The sequence below is a fragment of the Mesorhizobium abyssinicae genome, assembly GCF_049887195.1.
GTDB lineage: Bacteria > Pseudomonadota > Alphaproteobacteria > Rhizobiales > Rhizobiaceae > Mesorhizobium > Mesorhizobium abyssinicae.
This window is the reverse complement of record NZ_JARAKC010000004.1, coordinates 326,359-351,444: the sequence shown is the minus strand read 5'-3', so window position 1 is coordinate 351,444 and position 25,086 is coordinate 326,359. Positions and strand designations below refer to the sequence as shown.

Sequence of the window (25,086 nt, the reverse complement as noted above, 5' to 3'; positions counted from 1 at the left end):
TCAGAACCGGAAGTTCGACATCTTGAACATGATGGCGTTGCCCAGCATCAGCCAGGTTATCGAGCCGCCCAGCAGGTACCAGGTCTTCGCTTCGCCCCACACCTCGCGATAGAACCGCGGCATCAGCACCATGATGGCGGCGAACAGCAGCGCCGGCACCGCCGTCAGGATGTAGGCCGACATGCGGCCCTCGGTCGAAATCGCGCGCACCTTGCGGCGCAGCTTGCCGCGCTCGCGGATCGTCGACGACAGCCCGTCCAGGATTTCGCGCAGATTGCCGCCCGAGCTGGTCTGGATCGAGACCGCGGTGACGAACAGCGGCAGGTCTTCGTGGCCGACGCGGTCGAACAGCGAGTTGAGCGCCGACACCAGGTCCGAGCCGTACGTCACCTCGTCGGCGATGACGCCGAACTCGGTACCGATCGGGTCCGGCATCTCGCGCGCCACCATGGCGATGGCCACTGGCACCGGATGGCCGGCCTTGAGGCCGCGCGTGATCAGTTCCAGCGCCTCCGGCAACTGCATGCCGAACCGCTTCAGCCGGCGGCCGCGCTGGAAACGCATCGCCATGACCGGCAGCACCGGCAGCAGCACGACAAACAGGAGAAGGCCCATCAGCAGCGGCAGTCCATACCAGACGGCCACGCAGCCCAGCACCAGCGCCACGCCGGAGGTGATGGTCAGAAACTTGGACAAGGGCATCGTCATGCCGGACTGGGTGCGCAACGCGCGGAACCGGTCGAGCGAGAACGCCGAGGCGCCGGCCTCCAGGCCGCGTTCCTTGCGCAGCTGGATCAGCACCTGCTCCTGGCTGATCTTGTTCTCCTGCAGCTTCATGCGCCGGTTGATGGCCGTGCGCTTGTCGCTGCGGCCGGCATAAAGCAGGTAGCACGCCTCGGCGATCATGATGCCGGTGAGCGCGGCGGCGGCGTAGACGACGTAGATCGCGCTAAAGCCCTCGAACACCGTTCACTCCTGCGGACGGCCGGGTTCGAAATACTTGCCCGGGAATTCGATGCCCATGGCGCGCAGGTCCTCGAGGAAACGCGGGCGGATGCCGGTCGCCTCGTAATGGCCGAGGATCTTGCCGTCGGCCTCCATGCCGGTGCGCACGAAGCGGAAGATCTCCTGCATCTGGATGACGTCGCCTTCCATGCCGGTCACCTCGGCGACGCTGGTCACCTTGCGCTTGCCGTCCGACAGGCGGGTCAACTGCACGATGATGTCGATGGCGCTGGCGATCTGGCTGCGGATCGACTGCACGGTCATCGGCATGCCGGTCATGCCGAGCATCTGCTCAAGGCGCGAAATGGCGTCGCGCGGCGTGTTGGCGTGGATGGTCGCCATTGAGCCTTCATGGCCGGTGTTCATCGCTTGCAGCATGTCGAAGGCTTCCTCGCCGCGGCACTCGCCGAGGATGACGCGGTCGGGACGCATGCGCAGCGCGTTCTTGACTAGGTCGCGCTGTTTCAATTCACCGTGGCCTTCGATGTTGGCCGGGCGCGTCTCCATGCGCGCGACATGCGGCTGCTGCAGCTGCAGTTCGGCCGCGTCCTCGATGGTGATCAGCCGCTCGTCCTCGGGGATGAAGGCCGACAGCGCGTTCAGCATCGTCGTCTTGCCGGTGCCTGTGCCGCCCGAGATGATCGTGGTCTTGCGCGCATGCACGGCCGCCGCCAGCACTTCGGCCATGTTCTGGGTGATGGCGCCGAACTCGACCAGCTTGTGCAGGCCGAGCTTGTTCTTGGAGAATTTGCGGATCGACACCAGCGGCCCGTCGACGCCGACCGGCCGGATGGCTGCGTTGAAGCGCGAGCCGTCGAGCATGCGCGCGTCCACCATCGGCGCCGATTCATCGACGCGGCGGCCGACAGCGGCGACGATTTTGTTTATGATTCGAAGCAGATGCGCCTCATCCTTGAACGGGATGTGCACCTGCTGCAGCTTGCCGCGCCTTTCGACGAAGCAGTTCTGGTGGCCGTTGATCAGGATGTCGTTGATCTCCGGGTCCTTGAGCAGCGGCTCCAGCGGGCCGAGGCCGACCATCTCGTCGACGATGTCGTCGACCAGCGCGTCGAGCTCGGCGGTGTTGATCGCCATCCGCTCCTGGCGGGTCTTTTCCGAGACGAATTCATGCACCTGCCGGCGCATCTCGTCCTTCGGCAGGCGCTCCAGCGCGACGAGGTTGATCTCCTCCAGCAGCATGCGGTGGATGCGCACACGCGCGTCGAGCACCTTGTTGGTGTTCTTGCCGGGCGCTGCTTCGGCCTTGGGCGCCACGGGCTTGCGGGTCGTCGGGATGACGACGGCATGGTGCGCGACCGGAGCGGCCTCGGCCGGGCGCTGGGGACGCAGGTCGCGGTTCTGCAGGGTTGAAAAGCGGCTGGTCATCCGGCCTTCCTCTTCAAGAGACCCTTGCCGATGCCGAACAGCGACTTCGACTTGGCCGTCGTCGTCACCGCTTCCTCGGGCAGGATGATCTTCTTGAGATCGTTGACGACATTGGCGTTCGGATCGATGTCGTGCAGCGGCACGCCACGGTCCACGGCTTCGCGCACCAGCCGGTAGTTGTTCGAGATGCCGCCGACGAAATGCTCGCCGAGGATGTCCTGGACGTCGGCCTGCTTGATGCCGTTGTCGAACATCTTCTGCTCGAAGCGGTTGACGATGACGTTCGGCTTCACTTCCCTGCCGGCGGTCTCGTAGATCGCCTGGATCAGGCGCTGCGTGTGGCGCAGGCACGGCACCGTCATCTCGGCCACGATGTAGAGCTTGTTGGAGCCGAGCAGCACCGTCTCGGTCCAGGGGAACCAGGTGCGCGGCATGTCGATGACGACATTGTCGAAATAGGCCGAGACGAGATCGAGCATGCGCACCACGACGTCGGTCTTGAAGGAGCGCATTTCCGATGGGCGCGTCGGTGCGGCCAGCACGCACAGCCCGCTCGCATGCTTGGACAGCATCACATCCAGCAGCTGCCGGTCGAGCCGCTCAGGCTGGTTCTCGATTTCGGTGATGTCGAAGCGCGGCTCGAGGTCGAGATATTCGGCGCAGGCGCCCTGCTGGAAGTTGAGGTCGACGACGCAGGTCGAGGCGCCGCGCGTCACCGAATGATGCAGCTGGAAGGCGGTCTGCAGCGCCAGCGTCGTGGTGCCGACGCCGCCGGCGGCGGGCATGAAGGTGTAGATCTGCGACTCGGTGTTTTCCTCGCGCCCCGGCCCTTGCAGCGCCCGCACCACGGAACGCACCAGATCGGCGGTGGTGATCGGCTTGACCAGGAAGTCGGCGACCTGGAGCTGGACCAGGATGCGCACCGCCGCGGCGTTGAATTCCTGCGTGACCACGACGACCGGCACGCGGCCCTCCAGCCGGCGCATGACGCGCTGCAGCGACTCGATCTCCTCCAGCTTGGCCGCGTCCATGTCCACGATCAGCGCGCCGAAATCCGCCTCCTGGACCTCGCCGCGCAGCTCGGTGACGTTCTTCTCGACCGTCAGAAGCTCGATGACGTCCGAGGCGGCGAACGCCGTGCGGGTGTCCTGCAGGAACGTCCTGTCGGTGGATACGAGCAGGATCTTCTTGCTCTTGATGCCGCTTGCCATGTCGTCAGCCCGTCAGATCAAAGAAATCAGTTGGTTGTCGTGCTCGTCTGCGCCGTCTTCTCGCCTGCCGCCTGGTCGGCGCCGCCGCTGGCGGTCGCGCTGCTGCGCTGCGCCGGCACCAGCAGCCTGGTGTTCTGGACGCCGTATTTCCACGGATCGACCATCTGCATGACCGTATTGGCCGCCTGCGCGTTGCCGGCGGCGGGCGACACGCCCTCGGTGCGCACATAGTCGTCGCTGGTGCAGCCGCAGAGGCCGGCGAGCAACAGGGCTAGCATCAGTCGCGGAACCGGACGCATGGCTTCAATCCTTCGGCAGATCGAGGAAATGCCCGGCCGTCGGCGCGGCAGGCTGGGTGACGCGGCCATCGGCCATCGCCACGGCGCGGTTTGGATCGGAAACCTTCACTTCCTCGGTGTTGTTGAGGAAATAATCCGAATTGCTGGCCGGCTGCGTGCCGTCGGTTGGCTCGACCATCTTCTTCGACGGATCGACCGGCTTGACCAGATACGGCGTGACGATGATCACCAGGTCGGTCTCGCGCCGCTGATAGGCCTTGGACGAGAACAGCGAACCCAGCACCGGCAGCTTGCCGAGACCTGGAAGGCGCGACGTGGTGATGTCGTTCTGCGACTGCAGCAGGCCGGCGATCATGAAGCTCTGGCCGTTCTTGAGGTCGATCGAGGTCTTGGCCCGGCGCACGATAAAGCCCGGCACCGAGATCTCGCCGATATTGTAGGAGGCCGACGCATCGATCGACGACACTTCCGGCGCGATGTCGAGGCTGACCAGCCCGTCCTTCAGCACGGTCGGGGTGAAATCGAGGCTGACGCCGTATTTCTTGTAACTGACGCTGATCTTGCCATTTTCTTCCGAGACCGGAATCGGAAATTCGCCGCCGGCGAGGAAGCTTGCGGTCTGGCCCGAGCGGGCGATCAGGTTCGGCTCGGCCAGCCGCCGGGCGAGGCCGCGCTCCTCCAGCGCCTTGATGGCGATGTCGATCGAGACGCCGTTGGACAGCAGCCGGCCGATGATCTCGCCGGTTCCCGCCGCCGGGATCGTTCCCGGATCGATCGTCACGTCGCGGCCGCCGAGGCCGTAGGCGAAATTGGCGCTGTATTTGGCGCCGAGATCAATTCCGGCCTGGCGGTTGATCTCGACGAAGCGGACGTTGAGCTGGACCTGCTGCGAGGACGAGATGTTGACCGAGTTGATCACCTCCTCGTTGCCGGAAAAACGGCTGGCGATCTTGTTCGCCTTCTCGGCGGCGACCGCATCGTCCGCCTCGCCCGACAGCACCACGCGGCCGTTGGCCGAGCCGACGTTGATCTTGGCGTCCGGCACGCTGGCGCGGATGGTGTTCGCCAACTGCTCGGTGTCGAGCGTCACCTCGATGTCGATCGTGCCGACCAGCTGCTTGCTCTCGTTGAACAGCGCGATGCCGGTGGTGCCGAGGTTGTTGCCGAGCACATAGAAGGACTTGTCGGTCAACGGGTTGACGTTGGCGATCTCCGGATCGCCGATGACGATCTGGTAGAAGGCCGCGCTCGTCATGATCGTCCGCGGCTTGCCCTTGGCAACCTTGATCGAGGCGTTCTTGGTCGCCGAGACATAGACGACGTCATTGCCGGCTCGCGCCGGCCCGCCGAACGCAAGCACTCCAGCCCCGGCCAGCGCAACCGCCACGACGAGCGCGCCCGCGAGGCGCAGCCCCTGCGTCAAGCTATGTGTGTTCAGCCCAAACATTGTCCCTGTCCCCGCCGGTCCCCACCGGCTATTGCTGCTGCTGCTGCTGGTCCGGCGAAGGCACCTTGTACTCTTCGGCCTGCGTGCCGCGCGTCACGATGATCGTCTTGAACTTCGGCTTCTCAGGCTCCGTCGCCACCGCGTTGAACAGCGAGCCGGCCGCCGCCCCCGCGGTTGCCGCCACCGAACCGCCGAAGGACGAGATCGTGGTGAGACCGTCCGTGCCGGCGCTGCTGTCGCTGGCCGAGCGGAGCGACAGCGACAGCGTGCCGACGGTGCGGGCCAGCGCCACCTGCTTCGCGCCGTCGGTCGTCACCTCGAGGGTCACGGAATTGGCAACCTGCGGCTCGGTCTGGCGCTCGTCAGCGCCCTGGCCGACCGACAGAACCTTGGCATCGGCGACCACGATCTCGGACGTGATCGTCGAGCCGGATGCGCCCTGCGCGTTCTTGGCCACTTCCTGGATATCGCCGGCGTCGCGGGTCAGCACGACATCGACGCGGTCGCCCGGCGTCACGAAGCCGCCGACGCCGGCGATCTCATCGGTGCGGATGGTCACCGCCCGCATCCCCGGCGACAGCATGTTGGAGAGCGTCGCGCGGCCGTTCGGCCCCGACAGTTTGGTGAGCAGCACCGGCTCGTTGACCTCGATCGGCGACAGCACCACACGGCTGCCTTCCTTGAGCAGTTCGTCGACGGAGGTGAACGCGCCCTGCGGCAGAGAATCCTGCGGCCACGGGATTTCGTTGAGCTGAGCCTTGTCGAGCTGCATGCCGTAGCGCAGCGGCGCGTTCGCCACCACGATGGTCTTGAACTCGACCTTGGGCGCCTGGGGCACCACGATCGAGGCCGTTTTCTCTTCGGAATCGGCTCTCGCCTGGCTCTTGACCCAGAAATCGGCGGCAAAGATCGAGATCGCGCCGAAAACGGCGGCGATGCCGATCATGGTTATGGCCTTGCCCCTCACGCGAAACCCCTGACGCCCGTGGTCTTTTGTTCGTTAGGGCTTACGCTAGGGGTTATTGTTAAAGAAACACGTATCCGAACCCGTTGGATTCGACCTATTTCCGCCGGCTTGGTTATCGAAAGGTTTTAGGATAAGAGGGCTCCAAACCCCCGAACGGAACAGGAACCTCGTTCGCCCGTCAAAAGCGTGGCAGTATCGAGGAGTGATTCGCAGTACCGGACTCTAGGCGAGCATGGACGACAGCAACGACCTTTTCGGCAACCTGGAAAAGCAACCGCAGCCGGTTCGCGCCAGCACGCGCCCTGCAGACCCGCTGGTGCAGGCGGCGGCCAGGCGCCCGGCCGCCTCGCGCGACGGCAGCGAGGGCTACAGCGCCGCCGACATCGAGGTGCTCGAAGGGCTTGAACCGGTGCGCCGGCGGCCCGGCATGTACATTGGCGGCACCGACGACAAGGCAATGCACCATTTGTTCGCCGAGGTCATCGACAATTCGATGGACGAGGCGGTCGCCGGCCACGCCACCTTCATCGATGTCGAGCTTTCGGCCGATGGCTATCTGACCGTCACCGACAACGGCCGCGGCATTCCGGTCGATCCGCACCCCAAGTTCAAGAAGCCGGCGCTCGAAGTCATCATGACGACGCTGCATTCCGGCGGCAAGTTTGACAGCAAGGTCTACGAGACCTCGGGCGGCCTGCATGGCGTCGGCGTTTCCGTGGTCAACGCGCTGTCCGACCACCTCGAGGTCGAGGTCGCGCGCGGGCGCCAGCTCTATCGCCAGCGCTTCTCACGCGGCATTCCGGTGAGCGGCCTGGAGCACCTCGGCGAGGTGCACAACCGCCGCGGCACCAGGACCCGCTTCCATCCCGACGAGCAGATCTTCGGCAAGGGCGCCGCCTTCGAGCCGGCGCGGCTCTACCGCATGACGCGCTCCAAAGCCTATCTGTTCGGCGGCGTCGAGATCCGCTGGACCTGCGATCCCTCGCTGATCAAGGGAAAGGACACCACTCCGGCCAAGGCCGAGTTCCATTTCCCCGGCGGTCTCAAGGATTATCTGAAGGCTACGCTCGGCGACGAGTTCCAGGTCACGCGCGAGGTCTTTGCCGGCAAGAGCGACAAGCAGGGCGGCCACGGCTCGCTGGAATGGGCCGTGACCTGGTTCGGCGGCGACGGCTTCCTCAACTCCTACTGCAACACCATCCCGACCGCCGAGGGTGGCACGCATGAGGCCGGCTTCCGCAACGTGCTGACCCGGGGCTTGCGCGCCTATGCCGACCTGATCGGCAACAAGCGCGCCTCGATCATCACCTCGGAAGACGTCATGATCTCGGCCGCCGGCATGCTGTCGGTGTTCATCCGCGAGCCGGAATTCGTCGGCCAGACCAAGGACAGGCTGGCGACGATCGAAGCCATGCGCATCGTCGAGACGGCGCTCCGCGATCCGTTCGACCACTGGCTGGCCGACAATCCGCAGGAAGGCTCCAAGCTTCTCGACTGGGTGATCGCGCGCGCCGACGAGCGCGTCAAGCGGCGCCAGGAGAAGGAAGTGTCGCGCAAGAGCGCGGTGCGCAAGCTGCGCCTGCCGGGCAAGCTCGCCGACTGCACGCAGAACGCCGCGGCCGGCGCCGAGCTGTTCATCGTCGAAGGCGATTCCGCCGGCGGTTCGGCCAAGCAGGCGCGCGACCGCGCCAGCCAGGCGGTGCTGCCGCTGCGCGGCAAGATCCTCAACGTCGCCAGCGCCGGCAACGACAAGCTGGCGGCCAACCAGCAGATCTCGGACCTGGTTCAGGCGCTCGGCTGCGGCACGCGCTCCAAATACCGCGACGAGGATCTGCGCTACGACCGCGTCATCATCATGACCGACGCCGACGTCGACGGCGCCCACATCGCGTCGCTGCTGATCACCTTCTTCTACCAGGAAATGCCGAATCTGGTGAACGGCGGCCATCTCTATCTGGCGGTGCCGCCGCTCTATTCGATCCGGCAGGGCGGCAAGGTCGCCTATGCCCGCGACGACGCGCACAAGGACGAGCTGCTGCGCACCGAATTCACCGGGCGCGCCAAGGTCGAGATCGGCCGCTTCAAGGGCCTGGGCGAGATGATGGCCTCGCAGCTCAAGGAAACGACCATGGACCCGAGGAAGCGCACGCTGCTCAGGGTCGACGTGATCGAAGCCGCGGCGGCGACCAAGGACAGGGTCGACGAACTGATGGGCACCAAGCCGGAAGCCCGTTTCCGCTTCATCCAGGAGCGCGCCGAATTCGCCGAGGCGGACGTGCTGGATATCTGAGTGCTGACCGGTCCATAACAGGCTCCGTTGCGGAGACGAGCATGGGACCTTGGCGCGAGTGAAAGATCTTATCGAGGCAAGGTTCGGTAGCCTGACCCGGCCGACGCGTTCGGACTGGATCTTCGCCCTGCGCACCGTTTCGGCCGGGCTGATCGCGCTGCTCGCCGCCTACGCCCTCAAGCTCGACCACCCGCAATGGGCGATGATGACGGTGTTCATCGTTGCCCAGCCCGTCGCCGGCATGGTGCTGGCCAAGGGTTTCTACCGCCTGCTCGGCACGCTGGCAGGCGGGTTAGCGGCGATCGGCATCACCTCCCTGTTCGGCGCCAATCCCTGGCTGCTGGTCGTCGTGCTCGCGATGTGGATCGGGATCTGCACGCTGGTCTCGTCGCTGCTGCGCAACCCCGAAGCCTATGGCGCCGCGCTTGCCGGCTACACCGCGATGATCATCGGCCTGCCTGCCTTCGGCCAGCCGCACCTCGTCGTCGATCTTGCCGTCGCGCGCTGCGCCGAGATCGTGCTCGGCATCGTCTGCGCCGGCCTGACCAGCCGGCTGATCCTGCCGAAGCTGGCCGCCGACGCCATCATCTCCCGGCTGAAGCGCAGCATCCTCGACCTTGCCACCTATGCCGGCGGCGCCTTTTCGGGCGGTGACGCAGCCACCCTGGCCGGTCTGCAGAGGAAGCTGATCGCCGACGCCCAGACACTGGCCGAGATGCGCACCTACGCAAGGCTCGAAGCGCCGAGCTTTGCTCCCCGCGCCCATCCGGTCCGGCGCACGATCGGCCAGCTCCTGTGGGCGCTCTCCGCCGCGCGCGCCCTGCATTCGCATGCCGCGCCGAAGAATGCCGCCCTTATCCCGGTCCGCGGCGAATTGCAGGCCCTGGTCGGCGAAATGGCGACCAGCCCGGGCGCGCTGGATGACACCAGCCCGTGGGTGGCGCGGCTCGACGCGATCGCCAGGGAGGCGCGGCAGACGCCCGAGGCGTCACCGGATCCCGAAAGCGACCGCCTCGGCGCCATCACCCGCCTCACCATCGCCGCCGATTTTGCCGAAGCGCTGAAGCAGGTGCTGCGCGGGCTGGACGCGCTCCGTTCGCCGGCTTCGCGGCCCTCGCGCGACCGTCGCCAGCCGGCGCTCGTCGTCCATCGCGACTATCATGCCGCATGGCGCAACGCCGTTCGGGCGGGCCTTGCGACGCTGTTGGTCACGGCGTTCTGGCTAACGACGAAATGGTCGGAAGCGGCAGGCACGGTCATCCTCGTCGCCGTCGTCTCCAGCCTGTTCGCCGCCCGCCCCGACCCCGTCGACTCGGCGTGGGGCTTCTTCAAGGGGACCTTGCTTGCGCTGCCCTTTGCGTTCCTCGTCGGCCAGGTCGCGCTGCCGGCGCTCCCCGGCTTCGGCTGGTTCACGCTCTTCGTCGTGCCGATCATGGTGCCGGCGGCTCTCGGCATGGCCAATCCGCGCCATGTCGGCGTCGCCACCGCCTTCGCCATCAATTTCCTCGCCTTCCTCAGTCCGCATCAGGCCATGACCTACGATCCTGGCCCGTTCCTCGCCGGGTCGGCGTCGATCCTGGTCGGCATTCTCATCGCCATCGGCGTCTTCATCGTCGTGCTGCCCGCCGATCCATGGGTCACCGTCAACCGCATCCTCCAGGCCATGCGCGAAGACCTGGCGCGGCTTTGCCTGCATGAACGCGTGCCCCGAAGGTCGGCCTTCGAGAGCCTGGCCTATGACCGGGTCAACCAGTTGATGCCGCTGTTGCAGCGCGTCGGCAGGAAGGGCGACGCCGTGCTCGGCGGTAGCATCGCGGCAGTGACCGTCGGGCTCGAGATCCTGCGGCTGCGCAGCGCCCAGCAGGATGCGGAGATCCCGCCGGAAACAGCTCTCTCGATCACCAACTTCCAGCGCGGGCTGGCGCGCGAGCTGCTGTTTCGCAGGCCCGGCGAACCGCAGACGGCGACCATCGCCGTCGCCAGGCAATATGCGGCGAGCATCGCCGAGCGCAGCGACAAGGCCGAAATGCTGCAGGTCGCCGCCTCGCTGCGCATCATCGCCGCCGCGATGGAGGACTATCCGGATTTCTTCGCGAAGGGCCGGGCTGACGCCGGCTAGGCCGCTGCGATCGCCAGCGCATGCCCTCGCGCGTTTTCGCGCAGCGCGTCGAGATGGATCGACTTCACCAGCCCGGCAAGGTCGCCCTCGGCCGATTGCCCGCCGAGCTCCTTCAGCATCAGCCAGCTCACTTCCTGCACGCCGGCGACGCGTTTGCCATTGGCCACCTCGCGCCACACTTTGAGCGCGCGCAGGATGATGCCGTGGGTGGCCGCGGCAAGGCCGGCGCTGCGGAACAGCGCCTGCAGCGCGACGTCGTGCCCACCGGCGAGCAGCGCCCTCACGCGTTGCTCGGATTGCTGGGCAAGCGCCACCAGCGCCGAGCCGAAGAAGTCGACCTTGCCATGCGCGATGGTGCGGATGATGAAGCTCGCGGTGAGGTCGCCACGCAGCCTGAGATGCTCGATCAGCGCGGCATGCTCATCGGCCCGCGTGCCTTCGATCAGTGTCACCGAGGCCTTCACGCAGGCATCGCGCATGACGCGATCGGCTCTTGCCGCGCCCATCAGCGCCAGCACCAGCGGCGAGCCTTTCAGCGTCTCGCCGAGCTTGACCAGCAACATGTGCCGGCAATCGGCGGGCAGGCGCTCGTCGGCGATCAGCGCCTCGCGCACCAGCGGCAGATGGCCGTGGCGCTCAGCCATGCGGCGGAAGCTCAGCGATGCGATGTCGGCGCCGCTGTTGGCGAGCAGCACGGCGCAGGCCTCCGGCTCGCCGATTTCGGCGATCGCCGCCGCCAGCGCCATCGAGACGACCGGCCGGTCGGCAATCAGTTTCTGCGTCGCCTTCTGGCCGCCGGCGACCCGGTCGATCAAATCGGCATCGGTAAGCAGTGGCGAACGCGCCAGCACCATGGCGGCCACTTCCGGCTGGTCGGAGGCCAGCGCGCTGATGATCTGGATCGGCGCGTGATGGCTCATCGACAGCGCCTCGGCCAGCGCGAGCCGCACTTTCGACGAGGCGTCGTCGAGCAGCAGCGTCAACGCCGCTTCCGCGGCGCAGCGGTCCTCGAAAGGCAGGTCGCAATTGATATAGGCCCGCGCCAGGGCGCTGGCCGCGGCAGCACGTTCGGCAACCCTTGCCGTATCGATCCATTTTAGAAAATGCGAAACAATCATGCCGACCAGCTTGCGCCCTTGCCGGAACGTCCCGGCCCCGTTGGAAACCGTAGGCCTGAAATGGTTTACGAACGGTTCACCATGTTTATTAACTGGCTTGCGGGCACCGCAGGCAGCGCCTATCAACCCATGAGCCGTTGAGGAGATCGTGCATGGCCGGGCTTTATCTCGAAGAGTTCGTCGTCGGTCACGTCTTCCGCCACACGCTGCGCAAGACCGTCACCGAGAGCGACAACATGCTGTTTTCGGTGATGACGCTGAACCCGCAGCCGCTGCACATCGATTTCGACTTCGCCGCAAAGAGCGAATGGGGCAAGCCGCTGGTCAACTCGCTGTTCACGCTGGGGTTGATGATCGGCATTTCGGTCAACGACATCACCGTCGGCACCACCGTCGCCAATCTCGGCATGAAGGAAACGGTGTTTCCGCATCCGGTCTTCCATGGCGACACCATCCGCGTCGAAACCACGGTGATCTCGGTGCGCGAGTCCCGCTCGAAACCCGATCGCGGCATCGTCGAGTTCGAGCACCGCGCCTACAACCAGGATGACGTTCTCGTCGCCAAATGCACCAGGCAGGCGATGATGCTGAAGAAAGCGGCCTGATGCGCTCGCTGCTGTTCGTTCCCGGTGACTCCGAAAAGAAGCTCGAAAAGGGTTTCGGCGCCGGCGCCGACGTCGTCATCGTCGACCTCGAGGATTCCGTCGCAGCCGGCAACAAGCCCGCCGCGCGCGACATCGCGGCGCGTTTCATCGCCGGGCACAGGCACCAGGCGGCCTCCGCGATCTATGTGCGTGTCAACGATCTGTCGACCGGCCTCACCGACGACGATCTCGCAGCCCTTGTTCCCGTTCGACCCGACGGCATCATGCTGCCGAAGTCGAACAGCGGCCAGGATGTCCAACAGCTCTCGGCCAAGCTCAGGGTGCACGAGGCCGAGAACGGCCTGCCCGACGGCGCGATCAGGATCCTGCCGATCATCACCGAGACGCCGATGGGCGTGCTGGCGGCGGGGAGTTATGCCGGAACCAGCGCGCGGCTCGCCGGCCTCACCTGGGGCGCCGAGGACCTGTCGGCCGCGATCGGCGCCCGCGCCGCCCGCGACGAGAGCGGCCGCTACACCGATGTCTTCCGTCTCGCCCGCACCATGACCATCCTTGCGGCCGGTGCGGCCGAAGTTGCGGCGATCGACACCGTCTTTCCGGATTTCCGCGACATGGCCGCCTTCCAAGCCGAATGCCGCGAGGCCGAGCGCGACGGCTTCACCGGCAAGATGGCGATCCATCCGGCGCAGGTGCCGGTCATCAACGCCGCCTTCACGCCGTCGGCGGAAGCCGTGCGGCACTCGCAGGCAATCGTCGATGCCTTCGCGGCGGCCGGAAATCCGGGCGTGGTCGGCATCGACGGCAAGATGTACGACCGGCCGCACCTGCGCCTGGCCGAGCGTCTCCTGGCGCGCGCCCGCGCCGCGGGGATTTCCGCCTGACCGTTACCAGACCAGCGGAATCAGGCGGTAGCGGACACTGGCCGCGTAGTCGTCATAGCCCCGCAGGCCGGTCCGCAGCGCCTGCTCCTCGATGAAGGTGCGGATCGCCAGCAGCACGATGAAGAAGAGCACCGATGCCAGCCCCCACCAGGAACCAAGCAGAAGCGCCGTGCCGGCAAAATAGAGGATGGCGCCGGCGTACATCGGATGGCGGACATAGCTGTAGGGACCTGTGGTGATCACATGCTGTCCGCGCTCGTCCTGGATCTTCACGACGGGCGCCGCGAAGCTGTTCTCCAGCATCGTCAGGTAGCAGATCCAGAGTCCAACCAGCAGGGTCACCCCGCCGATCACCAGTACCCACAACGGAACCGCCGACCAGCCGAAACGGAAGTCGAGCCCCATCAGAGCCAACCACGCGAAAATGGCGACGAGCAGTGTCGAAAGCAGCACCTTGTCGACCAGAGGCTGGTTCTTCTGGATGGGAGGGCTGAGCCGCTCGTTCATCAGGCCGGGATCGCGACGGGCCAGCGACATGCCGAGCGTCAGGCTGAGCCCGATCATCACCACCAGATACACCCAGGCTCCCGGCCAGTTCAGCGTGCCGGCCGAGAGGAACAGCACGGCGCCCATGACGCCGAACCACACGAATGTCTGCAGGATCAGTCTCGCGATCATGAGCAGCCTTTCGTGACTTGCCCCGCCGGCGTCTGCCCGAGCTCTGTTCAGCCCTTTTCCCAGCGCGGCCGGCGCATCGAGAAGATCTGGTCGACGCTGGCATAGTCCATGTAGCCGAGCCGGCCGACATTGCCGGCTCTGACGATGTCGAACATGCCGTCCTTCAGGTAAGCGTCGTCGATGTGAATTCCGACCACCTCGCCGGCGACGACGACGGCACTGGTCTGCGTGCCATCGAGCGCCCGCGGCCGGATGATCTCGGTCACCCGGCATTCGAGCGCGGCGGGCGCCTCGGCCACCCGGGGCGGCGCGACGAGGCGCGACGGCGCCATGGTGAGATCGGCGTAACCGAATTCGCTGACGCCGCGCGGCGCGTCGACCGCAGTGCGATTCATCTTCTGCGCCAGCTCGCGGCTGACCAGATTGGCGACGAACTCGCCGGTCTCCTCGGCGAAGGTGGCGCTGTCCTTCTCGCCCTCGGACGAGAACCAGACGATGAAGGGCTTCGTCGAAAAGGCGTTGAAGAACGAATAGGGCGCGAGGTTGATCTTGCCTTGCCGGTCGATGGTCGAGATCCAGCCGATCGGGCGCGGCGCCACGATCGCCTTGGACGGATCGTGTGGCAGGCCGTGGCCCTTCGACGGTTCGTAGAACATCTGGCCTCTAGCCTGCCCAAGGTCCGGAATAGTCGGCATAGAGTTTTGCCGGATCTGGCCGCGGCCGCTCCGGCGCCGGTCCCTCGTAGGAGCCGATATGGACGAAGCCGATGACGCGCTCTTGCGGCATCAGGCCAAGGATCGCCCGGCCCTCCGGCACGTCGGAATACCAGTTGCTGATCATGTTGGTGCCATAGCCCAGCGCGTTGGCCGCGATCATCAGATTCATAGCCGCCATGCCGCCCGAGAGGAACATCTCCCATTGCGGGATCTTCGGATTCTCCTTCGGCACCGACACCACGCCGATCACCAGCGGCGCACGCGAGAAGCGCGCCAGCTCCTGGTTGCGCCGGCCCTCGGGCAGCGGCCCCTCGCGCTGCTCGGCCAAGGCCGCCAGCTTCTTGCCGATCTCGACGCGCGCCTCGCCACGGTAGAGGATGAAGCGCCAAGGCTCGAGACGGCCGTGATCCGGCACGCGCGTGGCGGCGGTGATCAGGGTGGCGATCTCGGCGTCGCTGGGCGCCGGTTCCTTCAGGTCCGGGATCGGCGCGGAGTTCCGGGTCAGCAGGAAGTCGATGATCGGCGACGCCATGGGCGCAAGTCTCCTAGAAGATAAGTTTTGGGCTGAAGCGCGCCGGCGGGAATTCGGGCGGCTCGGGCAGTGGCGCTTCGCGCCGGACGGCAAGAGCCTTGTAGACTCTTAAGCCTTGAAATTGCCACCGCCTTGGGCTTCAACGCAAGGCATGTTTGAGGGGACACTGCGCCTTTTCCTGGTCTGGCTCGCGGCCGCACTGCTCGCGGTGCCGGTTTCGCCGGTCTTTGCGCAGAACGCGGACGGCATCAGCAATCTGAAGCTGCCGGGAATTTCGAGCTATGCGACGCCGAAAGGCGACACATCGCTGGCCTTGAGCGGCGGCGGCGCCATCACGCTATCGGCGCAACTGACCGACAAGGGCGCCGACATCACCCGTGGCATCGTCTGGCGGGTCTTCAAGCCCGAGCCGGCCAGCGACGGCCAGCTGCCGATGGTGGCTTCGGCGCATGGCGGCACCGCCGTGTTCCAGCTCGAGCCCGGCAGCTATCTTGTCCATGCTTCCTACGGACGTGCCGGCGCCACCAAGCGCATCACCGTCGGCAAAGAGGCCAAGCGCGAAAGCCTGGTCCTCGACGCCGGCGGCCTCAAGCTCGACGCCGTGCTGTCGGGCGGCGTGCACATACCGCCGAAAAAGCTGCGTTTCTCGATCTACGAGGACAAGGTCGAGGCCAATGGCGACCGCGCGCTGATCGTCCCCGACGTCGAGCCGAACGCAGTGGTGCGGCTGAATGCCGGCACCTACCATGTCGTCTCCACCTACGGCTCGGTGAATGCCGTCATCCGCTCCGACATCCGCGTCGAGGCCGGCAAGCTGACCGAAGCGACCGTCGAGCACCGCGCCGCCGAGATGACGATGAAGCTGGTGCGCGAGGCCGGCGGCGAAGCGATCGCCGACACCTCCTGGTCGCTGCTCAACGAATCCGGCGACCCGATCAAGGAAACCGTCGGCGCCTTCGCCTCGATGGTGCTGGCCGAAGGCGACTACACCATCATCGCCAAGAACCGCGACCGCATCTACCAGAAGGATTTCACCGTCGTCGCCGGCCAGAACCAGGAGATAGAGGTGCTGGCCACCGAGGCTTCGGCGATCGATCCCGAGGAAGGCGCGGACTGATCGATCTGCCCGTCAGGCCGCCTTGCGCATGCGGCGCGGCAGAAATTGCACGCGACCGCGCGGCGCGACCGGCGCCAGGTCGAAGACGCCGCGATGGAGCCGGTCGAGCAGCGCCTTGCGGTCGCGCAGCGGCTCCAGTTCGTGCCAGGTCAGGATATCGCCGGTGCGCACGTCGATGGCCTTGCCCGACAGCCGCGCGAATTCGCGGATGAGCAGCGACAAGCGCAGCGTCAGCGACGCCTTGCCGACGAACTTCGCCACCCGCCCTTCGCGCTCGGCCATGTTCATGGGACCGCTAACCAGATGGAACAGCCGGCCGTTCTGGCCGGAAAAATGCATGGGGACGACCGAGGCCTTGGCGTCCTGGATGAGCCTGGCCGGGAACATCTTCCATGGCAGGTCGATTGCCCGGCCGAATCCCTTCGGCGCGGTGGCGACGCCGCCGGCCGGGAAGACAACGATGGTGATGCCTTCCTTCAAGAGCCGCACCGCCTCATGGCGCACCGCCAAATTGTTCTTCAGCGCCTCCTTGGTCTCGGAAAAGTCGATCGGCAGCGAATAGGGTTCCATCTCGCGGATCTTGAGCAGATCCTTGTGGATCATGACGCGGAACGGCCGTCTGAGCTGCTCGGCCAGCGACAGCACGGCAATGCCGTCGCCGATGCCGAACGGATGGTTGGCGACGATCACCAATGGCGTGTCGGGCAGCTTCGCCGGCGGCCATGGAGCGGCGTTCCGGACCCTGACGTCGATGAGTTCCAGCATGCGGCTGAACACGCGCTCGCCGCTCGGCGCCACCTGGCGCCGCCAGAAATCATAAAGTGCTGCAAAACGGTCGCGGCCGGACAGGCCCTCGACCGAATGGATGAACCAGCGCGTCAGCGCCGGCTGATGCGGACTGGCATAGGAAAGCTCGGGAAACGGCCTTTCCCGCAGTTTCAGCTTGAGCATGGCGGCTCGTTACAGGCTTGGCGTGACAGGCATATGAAAATGGCGGTGGAGCGCTCCACCGCCATGCCATCGGGAATGTGCGGATCAGGCAGCGCGTTTGCGCTTGCGATCCGGTGTTACCGCTTCCTCGCTCAACTGTGCGATCGCCTCGGCCAGGCCGAGCGATTCCTGGTCGCGCGACCCCAATCGGCGGATGTTGACCGTCTGCTCCTCGGCTTCGCGCTTGCCGCAAACGAGGATGACCGGGACCTTGGCCAGCGAATGCTCGCGGACCTTGTAGTTGATCTTCTCGTTGCGCAGGTCCGCTTCCGCCAAAAGCCCGGCGGCCTTGAGCTTGGCCACCACCTCGTTCGCGTAGTCGTCGGCATCCGAGGTGATCGTCGCCACCACCACCTGCAGCGGCGCGAACCACAGCGGGAAATGGCCGGAATAGTTCTCGATCAGGATGCCGAGGAAACGCTCCATCGAGCCGCAGATGGCACGGTGCACCATCACCGGCTGCTTCTTTTCCGAATCCGAGCCGATGTAGAAGGCGCCGAAGCGTTCCGGCAGGTTGAAGTCGACCTGCGTGGTTCCGCACTGCCATTCGCGGCCGATGGCGTCCTTCAGCACATATTCGAATTTCGGGCCGTAGAAGGCGCCCTCGCCGGGGTTGATCGAGGTCTTGATGCGATTGCCCGACCGGGTGCGGATCGTGTCCAGCACGCCGCTCATGATCTCCTCGGCATGGTCCCAGGCCTCGTCGGTACCGACGCGCTTGTCGGGCCGCGTCGACAGCTTCACGCTGATCTCGTCGAAGCCGAAGTCGGCATAGGTCGACAGGATCAGGTCGTTGATTCGCAGGCACTCGGACGCAAGCTGCTCCTCGGTGCAGAAGATATGCGCATCGTCCTGCGTAAAGCCGCGCACGCGCATCAGCCCGTGCAGCGCGCCCGAAGGTTCGTAGCGATGGACGTTGCCGAATTCCGCAAGCTTGACGGGCAGATCGCGATAAGACTTCAACCCATGCTTGAAGATTTGCACATGGCCCGGACAGTTCATCGGCTTCAATGCGAAGACCCGGTCGTCGTCGGTGTCGTCGCCGGCCACCGTCACCTTGAACATGGCGTCGCGATACCAGCCCCAGTGGCCCGATGTCTCCCACAGGCTCTTGTCCAGAACCTGGGGCGCGTTGACCTCCTGATAGCCCTGCTCGTCGAGGCGCCGGCGCATGTAGTTGACCAGGTTCTGGAACATCTTCCAGCCCTTGGCGTGCCAGAAGACGACGCCAGGGCCCTCTTCCTGGAAATGGAACAGGTCCATCTCGCGGCCAAGCTTGCGGTGATCGCGCTTCTCGGCCTCTTCCAGCATCGTCTGGTAGGCGTCGAGCTGCGCCTGGTCGGCCCAGGCGGTGCCGTAGATGCGCGTCAGCATCGGGTTGTTGGAGTCGCCGCGCCAATAGGCGCCGGCCACCTTCATCAGCTTGAAGGCATTGCCGATCTGCCCGGTCGAGGCCATGTGCGGACCGCGGCAGAGGTCGAACCAGTCGCCCTGCGCGTAGATCTTGAGGTCCTGGTCGTCCGGGATGGCGTCGATCAGCTCCAGCTTGTAGCGCTCGCCCTTGTCGGCAAACACTTTCTTCGCCTTCTCGCGCGACCAGACTTCCTTGCTGAACGGCTTGTTGCGCTGGATGATCTCGCGCATCTTCTTCTCGATCACCGGGAAATCGTCGGGCGTGAACGGTTCGTTGCGGGCGAAGTCGTAATAGAATCCGTTCTCGATCACCGGCCCGATGGTCACCTGCGTTCCCGGCCACAGTTCCTGCACGGCTTCCGCCAGCACGTGCGCCGCATCGTGCCGGATCAGTTCCAGCGCGCGCGGATCCTCGCGGGTGATGATCTCGACCTTGCCGGACTTGCCGAGAGGATCGGAAAGGTCGCGCACGGTGCCGTCGATGGCATAGGCCACGGCCTTCTTGGCCAGCGACTTCGAGATCGATTCGGCAAGGCCGGCGCCGGTCATCGCCGCGTCGTAGTCGCGGACGGAGCCATCGGGAAATGTCAGGGAAACGGAATTCAGCATAGAGTTCTCCTATCCAGTCCCGCAAACGAGCGCGGGTGGTGAAATGCCGGATGCGTCCGGCGCGGCAGTCTTTTATGGGCAGATGCCGCCGCCGTAAAGCTGCAGCACCCCTCTATTTGACCAGGCCGGGCAAATCCTTCAGGAACCCTGCCCGCGTCTTCGGGCCCTTTGGCATATCGCTGCGGTTCGTGTCGACGACCAGCCGGGCAAAGACGATCCGGCGCTCGCCCTTGGCGGCCCAGCCGACGAACCAGCCGAGCGAGCGCTCGTCCTCGCCGCCCTTGCCCAGTCTCGTGCTGCCGGTCTTGCCCTGCACCGCCCAGCCCCCGGCCTGGAAGCTCGGGACGATCGCCTCCGCCATCTGATGCGCCTTGGCCGAAACCGGCATCTTGCCGGCAAGCAGCAGCCGCAAGAAGGCAGTCTGCTCCGCAGGCGATATCTCCAGCGAGGAATTCACCCAGGAATGTGTGAGGCCGTCATTCTTGCCGGCATTGCCGGAGACATCCATGTTGCCATAGCCGAATTTCGAAACGTAGCCGGCGAAGCGCTCGCTGCCGACCTTGCGCGTGATTTCGCGGGAGTACCAGAGCACGGAATCGCGCTCCCAGACTGTCGGATCGACCGTCTTCCGATCGCGCTTCACCGCGTTGAACTCGGGCTTGTAGTCCCAGCTCGGCGTATGTTCGTCGGTGAGAACACCGGCATCATAGCCGATGAGCGCCAGCGGCACCTTGAAGGTCGAGGCCGGGGTGAAGCGCTGGTCGCAGACACCGTCGCGATAGAGTGTGTCACCGCTCGCCGCATCCTGGATCAGCGTGCATTCGACATCTCCGAGCGGCGCCGACTGTGCCCGCATCGGGAATCCGAGCAGCCAGGCCAGCAGGAAGAGAACGGCGGCAAAAACGAACGGAAGGCGATCTATCTGGCGCATGGCAGTCTCTCTCCTGAAGGGTGCAGGAGCGATTTAGCGGGGCCTCTTGTCTCGATTTTGTCTCAAATGCGCGAGTTCACAGCAACATGCGGTTACCCTAACCAAATCGTTAAGGTTTTGATGGTCCGGCCACCGCTCCGTGGCAGAGCTCAGGCCTCGGGATCGCCGCGCTTCTTGCCGATCCGCCAATATCGCCAGGGCGTGAACCAGAGATAGCGTTTGGCGAGCGTCTCGGGCACAAGGTCGATGCCATGCGTTCCGAACGGACCGCAGCGCAGCACCCGGAAAAGCCCCATCCAGCCGCCGGCCCACAGGCCGTGGCGGGCGATCGCCTCATGCGCGTATTCGGAGCAGGTCGGCAGATGCCGGCAGGAATTGCCGACGAAGCCGGACAGCGTCAGTTGATAGAGACGGACAAGCGACGTGCCGAAGACACGGCCCGGCGTCCTGCGCCAGGGTCCAGGCCAGTTGCGCCCGCGCCGGACCGGCCGGGCGCCGTGGGCATGCCCATGGTGGTCGTGCACCGCAATCTCCGCATCGCCGCGTTCTCCCCGCCATAGATGTGGAGGTTGCGCGCAGAACGCAATCCCATGTCGGCGATCGTCCTCACGGCCGCGCACGACGGATGCGAAGGCGATCGATCGACGCGCTTTCGCCGCGGCAATGGCCGGGCCATCGTTCACCGCATCCGCTCTGCTGCGTGTCGCCCCGCCACTGGAACGTCGCGATCCGCATGACATCGTGAAGAATGTTCAGGAACTGGATCATGTCAGCTCTCCTTTGAGCGCCGATTAGACCGCTGCTGGCCTTCTTCCACAAACGAGTATAACGTCCAGGTCGGATAACTTGAGGTTATGCGAATGAAACGCGGCCGCCTACCCCTCACGGCTCTCAGAAGTTTCGAAGCCGCCGGCCGGCATCTGAGCTTCAGCCGCGCCGCTGAAGAGCTTTTCGTTTCGCAGGCCGCCATTAGCCGTCAGATCAGGGAACTCGAAGCCTTCCTGCGCCAACCGCTGTTCCATCGCCTGCATCGGCGGGTCGAGCTGACGGATGCGGGGCAACGGCTGCTCGACCGATTGGTCAGAAGCTTCGACGACATCGACCGGGTGCTTTCTGACCTGGCGGCCTCGCCCGCGCAATCCGTGGTCCGCGTCAGCGTCGAACCATCGCTCGCCGCCGTGTGGCTGGTCCCGCGGCTCAATCGCTTTCGCCAATTGCGGCCCGACATCGACGTGTCGCTGGAAGTCGATGTGCGACCGATCGAGTTCCGCAGCGATCAGCCCGAACTCGCCTTGCGTTTCAGCGCGCACGCCACGTCATGGCCGCGCACTGAAGCCGAGCGCCTGGTCTCGACCGTCGATTCACCTGTCTTGTCACCGGGCTTGCTGGCATCTGGCCCTCCCCTGGAAAAGCCGATCGACCTTCGCCACTACACCCTGCTGCACGAAGAAAACCGCCAGGGTTGGGCGCGCTGGTTCCAGGCTGCCGGCGTGCCCGCCGACGCGGTAGCCGCGCGAGGCCCTATGCTGGCAGACATCTCGCTTTCGAAGCAGGCGGCCCTGCTCGGCCATGGCGTGGCCCTCGGCGATCTCCTGCAAGTCGGCGAGGAGCTCGCGTCAGGCACTTTGATAAAGCCGTTCGACATCGATGTTGCTTCCGGCGCCTATTGGCTGGTGGCCAGGAGCTTGCGGGATCTGCCGGAACCCGCCAAGGCGTTCGCCGAGTGGATCAGAAGCGAGTTCGCCGTGACCAGAAGAACTGCCTAGCCCTATCCTTAGGCCGCCTCGCCAGCCCGCTTCCTCTCGATCTGGCCGACGGCGTCGACCACGGCATCGAAGGTCAGCATGGTCGAGGCGTGGCGCGCCTTGTAGTCGCGCACCGGCTCCAGGAATTTGAGGTCGGCGAAGCGGCCCTCGGGCGGCGCGCCGTTTTCCTTCAACATCTTCAGCATGGTTTCGCGCACTGCGCGCAACTCATCCGCGTGGGCGCCAACGACATTCTGGGCCATGATCGAGGACGAGGCCTGGCCGAGCGCGCAGGCCTTCACGTCATGCGCGAAATCGGTGACGACGTCGCCGTCCATCTTGAGGTCGACGGTGACGGTCGAGCCGCACAGCTTGGAATGCGCGCGCGCCGTCGCATCGGGCTGATCGAGCCGGCCGATCCGCGCGATGTTTCCGGCGAAGCCGAGGATTTTCGCATTGTAGACGTCGTCGATCATATTTTTCCAATCTGTCGCCGCCCAGCGAACAAGGATTGCCGCTGATGCGTCTTTCATTCGCTCGGCACGACCATATATAATGCTGGCAGTCGGGCATCGACAAGGCAGCCAAAAGCCGCCATCGCTGCCCAAATTTGTTCACGCCGCTTGCGGGCTGGAAACCGGGCGAGTTTCTAACACCCGAAAGGTCGTGGTCCGTTCAACTCGTTCCTCCTGAGAGAGGGACTACGGGAGACGCCTTTTATGGATGCCGTCATCAAGAAACTCATGCCCCCCTCCGAATACATGGAGAAGCCGGTCACCGATCGGCCAAGCGAAGCCGAGGTCGAGGCCGCCGTGCGCACGCTGCTGCGCTGGACCGGCGACAATCCGGATCGCGAGGGCCTGATCGATACGCCGAAGCGCGTGACCAAGGCGTTCCGCGAAATGTTCAATGGCTACGACATGTGCCCGGCCGACGAACTCGGCCGCACCTTCGAGGAAGTCGCCGGCTATGACGACCTCGTCATCGTCAGGGACATAAAATTCCATTCGCATTGCGAGCACCACATGGTGCCGATCATCGGCAAGGCGCATGTCGGCTACCTGCCCGACGGCAAGGTCGTCGGCCTTTCCAAGATCGCCCGCGTCGTCGATATCTTCGCCCATCGCCTGCAGACGCAGGAAGCGATGACGGCGCAGATTGCCGGCGTCATCCAGGACGTGCTCAATCCGCGCGGGGTCGCCGTCATGATCGAGGCCGAGCATATGTGCATGGCCATGCGCGGCATCCGCAAGCAGGACTCCACCACGCTGACCTCGACCTTCACCGGCGTCTTCAAGGACACGCCCGAGGAGCAGGTCCGCTTCGTCACCATGGTGCGCGGCTGATCGTCGGCCGTCACCTGCCAAAGGCGTAGGCTTAGTCGAAAATGGTGGTTTCCGAGGTCCGGAGCTGAGCGTATGAAAAGTACGTGAGCACTGGAAGCGGCGGAAGCCGCCATTTTGCATGGCCCAGCCTCCCCTGAATATCTTTAATAGCTAAGGACCGGCGATGTCGGCACTGCAGTTCCCAGAGGCTCCATCAGACAAGAAAGCGCTGGAGGAAGGCACCGCCTTTTCGCCGCGCTTCGATGCAGCCGGCCTTGTCACCGCGGTCGTCACCGACGCCGAGGACGGCAAGCTGCTGATGGTCGCGCACATGAATGCCGAGGCACTGGCGCTGACGCTGGAAACCGGCATCGCCCACTACTGGTCGCGCTCCCGCAACGCGCTGTGGAAGAAGGGCGAGACCTCGGGCAATGTCCAGACCGTCGTCGAGATGCTCACAGATTGTGACCAGGATTCGATATGGCTTCGCGTGAAAGTGTTGGGCCACGACGCAACCTGTCACACCGGTCGACGTTCCTGCTTTTATCGGACGGTGGGGCTGAACGACGGCAAGGCGGTGCTTGCCGACGACGGCAGCAGGCCGCTGTTCGATGCGGGTGAAACGTATCGGAAGCCGGTGTGAACCATTCAATATTCACAAACCACTCATGTTCACTATTCTCAAACATCCTTGCTGTAGAAGGAATGTGGGATAAGGGGAGATTATGATGCTCGAATGGGCGTCATTACGTGGCAGACCAGATGTTCGAGAGGCCAACGGCCCCTCCTCGTCCGGCGGCGCATCCGACCAGAAGCCTGGCAAGAAGACGGGTATTTCGCTGGCGCTCGGCGGTGGCTGCGCGCGCGGCTGGGCCCATATCGGCGTGCTGCGCGCGCTCGACGAGGCCGGCATTGAAGTGTCGATGATCGCCGGCACCTCGATCGGCGCCCTGGTCGGCGGCTGCTACCTGGCCGGCAAGCTGGACCAGTTGGAGGAATTCGCCCGCAGCCTGACCAAGCGGCGCATCTTCGGCCTCCTCGATCTCAATCTGCGCGGCAGCGGCCTGTTCGGCGGCCTCAAGCTCGACGCAAGGCTGCGCGAGCATATGGCCGGCATCCGCTTCGAGGACCTGTCGAAGCCCTTCGTCGCCGTCACCTCGGAAATCCGCACCGGCCATGAGATCTGGCTGTCCAACGGTTCGCTGATCACGGCCATGCGCGCTTCTTATGCGCTGCCGGGCGTGTTCGAGCCGGTGAACTGTAACGGCCGCGTTCTGGTCGACGGCGCGCTGGTCAACCCGGTGCCGGTTTCGGTCTGCCGCGCCTACGAGCAGCCGCTCGTCGTGGCGGTCAACCTCCACTATGACCTGTTCGGCCGCGCCGCCGTCATCAAGCACAGCGCCGGCGAGCTGGTCATCGAGAAGGACGCGCCTCAACCCGGCCACATCGATGCTGCGCACCAGTCGCACCAGACACGGCTTGGCATCACCGGCGTCATGGTCGAAGCCTTCAACATCATCCAGGACCGGATCTCGCGCGCCAGGCTCGCCGGCGACCCGCCCGACATGTCGCTGCAGCCCAAGCTCAGCCATATCGGCCTGACCGAATTCCATCGCGCCGACGAGGCGATCAGCCTCGGCTACCAGGCGACGAAGGCGCAGATCGGCGAACTGACCCGGCTGCAGACCGTCCTCGCCTGATT

General features: G+C 65.1%; 25 protein-coding genes. 9 read left to right on the top strand and 16 right to left on the bottom strand.

Annotated features, from left to right (window positions below; all coding sequences use genetic code 11):
* The 6 genes from PU724_RS12065 to cpaB are packed head-to-tail and all read right to left on the bottom strand — an operon-like array spanning position 1 to position 6,315.
* Positions 1 to 966 carry a type II secretion system F family protein gene (locus tag PU724_RS12065; RefSeq protein ID WP_127285764.1) on the bottom strand — a complete coding sequence of 322 codons (966 nt, stop codon included), beginning with the start codon at positions 964 to 966 and terminating at the stop codon, positions 1 to 3.
* A gap of 3 nt (positions 967 to 969) precedes the next feature.
* Complete coding sequence (locus PU724_RS12060; protein ID WP_127285763.1) at positions 970 to 2,391, bottom strand: TadA family conjugal transfer-associated ATPase; 1,422 nt, start codon at positions 2,389 to 2,391, stop codon at positions 970 to 972.
* Positions 2,388 to 3,602 (bottom strand): CpaE/TadZ family protein, encoded by a 1,215-nt coding sequence (locus PU724_RS12055; RefSeq protein ID WP_354422058.1) that lies wholly within the window; start codon positions 3,600 to 3,602, stop codon positions 2,388 to 2,390. The genes PU724_RS12060 and PU724_RS12055 overlap by 4 nt, the downstream gene beginning before the upstream one ends.
* Positions 3,603 to 3,628: 26 nt before the next feature.
* Positions 3,629 to 3,901, bottom strand: a complete 273-nt coding sequence (locus PU724_RS12050) for a hypothetical protein (protein WP_127391509.1) — start codon at positions 3,899 to 3,901, stop codon at positions 3,629 to 3,631.
* Positions 3,902 to 3,905: 4 nt separating this feature from the next.
* On the bottom strand, positions 3,906 to 5,348 hold the full coding sequence (locus PU724_RS12045; protein ID WP_127285760.1) for a type II and III secretion system protein family protein: 1,443 nt from the start codon (positions 5,346 to 5,348) through the stop codon (positions 3,906 to 3,908).
* A gap of 28 nt (positions 5,349 to 5,376) precedes the next feature.
* Positions 5,377 to 6,315 (bottom strand): Flp pilus assembly protein CpaB, encoded by a 939-nt coding sequence (gene cpaB / locus PU724_RS12040; RefSeq protein WP_320319949.1) that lies wholly within the window; start codon positions 6,313 to 6,315, stop codon positions 5,377 to 5,379.
* Positions 6,316 to 6,547: 232 nt separating this feature from the next.
* Between cpaB and parE the strand changes: the two genes are divergently transcribed.
* Complete coding sequence (gene parE / locus PU724_RS12035; protein WP_135908925.1) at positions 6,548 to 8,605, top strand: DNA topoisomerase IV subunit B; 2,058 nt, start codon at positions 6,548 to 6,550, stop codon at positions 8,603 to 8,605.
* A gap of 58 nt (positions 8,606 to 8,663) precedes the next feature.
* Entirely contained in the window at positions 8,664 to 10,724 is a 2,061-nt protein-coding gene (locus tag PU724_RS12030) for an FUSC family protein (RefSeq protein WP_354422061.1), read from the top strand.
* Here the strand turns inward: PU724_RS12030 and PU724_RS12025 are convergent.
* On the bottom strand, positions 10,721 to 11,842 hold the full coding sequence (locus PU724_RS12025; protein WP_354422062.1) for a DUF2336 domain-containing protein: 1,122 nt from the start codon (positions 11,840 to 11,842) through the stop codon (positions 10,721 to 10,723). The two genes, PU724_RS12030 and PU724_RS12025, sit on opposite strands and share 4 nt — an antisense overlap.
* 152 nt (positions 11,843 to 11,994) lie before the next feature.
* Between PU724_RS12025 and PU724_RS12020 the strand changes: the two genes are divergently transcribed.
* Both PU724_RS12020 and PU724_RS12015 read left to right on the top strand, forming a co-directional pair.
* Positions 11,995 to 12,447, top strand: coding sequence for a MaoC family dehydratase (locus PU724_RS12020; RefSeq protein WP_127310422.1), 453 nt, complete (start codon positions 11,995 to 11,997; stop codon positions 12,445 to 12,447).
* Complete coding sequence (locus PU724_RS12015) at positions 12,447 to 13,328, top strand: HpcH/HpaI aldolase/citrate lyase family protein (protein ID WP_354422064.1); 882 nt, start codon at positions 12,447 to 12,449, stop codon at positions 13,326 to 13,328. The genes PU724_RS12020 and PU724_RS12015 overlap by 1 nt, the downstream gene beginning before the upstream one ends.
* A gap of 3 nt (positions 13,329 to 13,331) precedes the next feature.
* Here the strand turns inward: PU724_RS12015 and PU724_RS12010 are convergent, their stop codons facing one another.
* The 3 genes from PU724_RS12010 to PU724_RS12000 are packed head-to-tail and all read right to left on the bottom strand — an operon-like array spanning position 13,332 to position 15,254.
* Complete coding sequence (locus PU724_RS12010) at positions 13,332 to 14,006, bottom strand: methyltransferase family protein (protein WP_354422066.1); 675 nt, start codon at positions 14,004 to 14,006, stop codon at positions 13,332 to 13,334.
* A 47-nt stretch (positions 14,007 to 14,053) separates the two neighbouring features.
* A complete protein-coding gene (locus tag PU724_RS12005) occupies positions 14,054 to 14,662 on the bottom strand; it encodes a flavin reductase family protein (protein WP_127310425.1) in 609 nt (202 codons plus the stop codon).
* 7 nt (positions 14,663 to 14,669) lie between these two features.
* Entirely contained in the window at positions 14,670 to 15,254 is a 585-nt protein-coding gene (locus PU724_RS12000; protein ID WP_292170989.1) for a nitroreductase family protein, read from the bottom strand.
* A 151-nt stretch (positions 15,255 to 15,405) separates the two neighbouring features.
* On the opposite strand from PU724_RS12000, the gene PU724_RS11995 reads away from it, so the two are divergent.
* Positions 15,406 to 16,371, top strand: a complete 966-nt coding sequence (locus PU724_RS11995; protein WP_127283324.1) for a hypothetical protein — start codon at positions 15,406 to 15,408, stop codon at positions 16,369 to 16,371.
* Positions 16,372 to 16,383: 12 nt separating this feature from the next.
* Here PU724_RS11995 and PU724_RS11990 read toward each other — a convergent pair whose 3' ends face one another.
* From PU724_RS11990 to PU724_RS11970, 5 genes are all read right to left on the bottom strand, one after another.
* The gene (locus PU724_RS11990; RefSeq protein WP_354422068.1) at positions 16,384 to 17,322 is read right to left on the bottom strand and encodes a lysophospholipid acyltransferase family protein; all 939 of its coding nucleotides are present in this window, start codon (positions 17,320 to 17,322) and stop codon (positions 16,384 to 16,386) included.
* Positions 17,323 to 17,406: 84 nt separating this feature from the next.
* Positions 17,407 to 19,383 (bottom strand): threonine--tRNA ligase, encoded by a 1,977-nt coding sequence (gene thrS, locus PU724_RS11985; RefSeq protein WP_354422069.1) that lies wholly within the window; start codon positions 19,381 to 19,383, stop codon positions 17,407 to 17,409.
* Between the two features lie 112 nt (positions 19,384 to 19,495).
* Positions 19,496 to 20,314, bottom strand: a complete 819-nt coding sequence (blaOXA, locus tag PU724_RS11980; RefSeq protein WP_128275421.1) for a class D beta-lactamase — start codon at positions 20,312 to 20,314, stop codon at positions 19,496 to 19,498.
* Positions 20,315 to 20,463: 149 nt separating this feature from the next.
* The gene (yidD, locus tag PU724_RS11975; protein WP_354422071.1) at positions 20,464 to 20,838 is read right to left on the bottom strand and encodes a membrane protein insertion efficiency factor YidD; all 375 of its coding nucleotides are present in this window, start codon (positions 20,836 to 20,838) and stop codon (positions 20,464 to 20,466) included.
* An 82-nt stretch (positions 20,839 to 20,920) separates the two neighbouring features.
* Positions 20,921 to 21,082, bottom strand: coding sequence for a hypothetical protein (locus PU724_RS11970; protein WP_354422073.1), 162 nt, complete (start codon positions 21,080 to 21,082; stop codon positions 20,921 to 20,923).
* A gap of 92 nt (positions 21,083 to 21,174) precedes the next feature.
* Between PU724_RS11970 and PU724_RS11965 the strand changes: the two genes are divergently transcribed.
* Entirely contained in the window at positions 21,175 to 22,080 is a 906-nt protein-coding gene (locus tag PU724_RS11965; RefSeq protein ID WP_320319939.1) for a LysR substrate-binding domain-containing protein, read from the top strand.
* 8 nt (positions 22,081 to 22,088) lie between these two features.
* On the opposite strand, the gene PU724_RS11960 is transcribed toward PU724_RS11965, so the two are convergent.
* A complete protein-coding gene (locus PU724_RS11960) occupies positions 22,089 to 22,535 on the bottom strand; it encodes an iron-sulfur cluster assembly scaffold protein (RefSeq protein WP_354422075.1) in 447 nt (148 codons plus the stop codon).
* 243 nt (positions 22,536 to 22,778) lie between these two features.
* Here PU724_RS11960 and folE point away from each other — a divergent pair, with 243 nt between their 5' ends.
* The 3 genes from folE to PU724_RS11945 all read left to right on the top strand — a co-directional run bounded on the left by folE (position 22,779) and on the right by PU724_RS11945 (position 25,084).
* Positions 22,779 to 23,405 (top strand): GTP cyclohydrolase I FolE, encoded by a 627-nt coding sequence (gene folE, locus PU724_RS11955; protein WP_292171014.1) that lies wholly within the window; start codon positions 22,779 to 22,781, stop codon positions 23,403 to 23,405.
* A 163-nt stretch (positions 23,406 to 23,568) separates the two neighbouring features.
* A complete protein-coding gene (hisI, locus tag PU724_RS11950) occupies positions 23,569 to 24,027 on the top strand; it encodes a phosphoribosyl-AMP cyclohydrolase (protein ID WP_127283316.1) in 459 nt (152 codons plus the stop codon).
* Between the two features lie 85 nt (positions 24,028 to 24,112).
* Positions 24,113 to 25,084, top strand: a complete 972-nt coding sequence (locus tag PU724_RS11945; protein ID WP_127311330.1) for a patatin family protein — start codon at positions 24,113 to 24,115, stop codon at positions 25,082 to 25,084.
* The last annotated feature ends 2 nt before the right edge of the window (positions 25,085 to 25,086 follow it).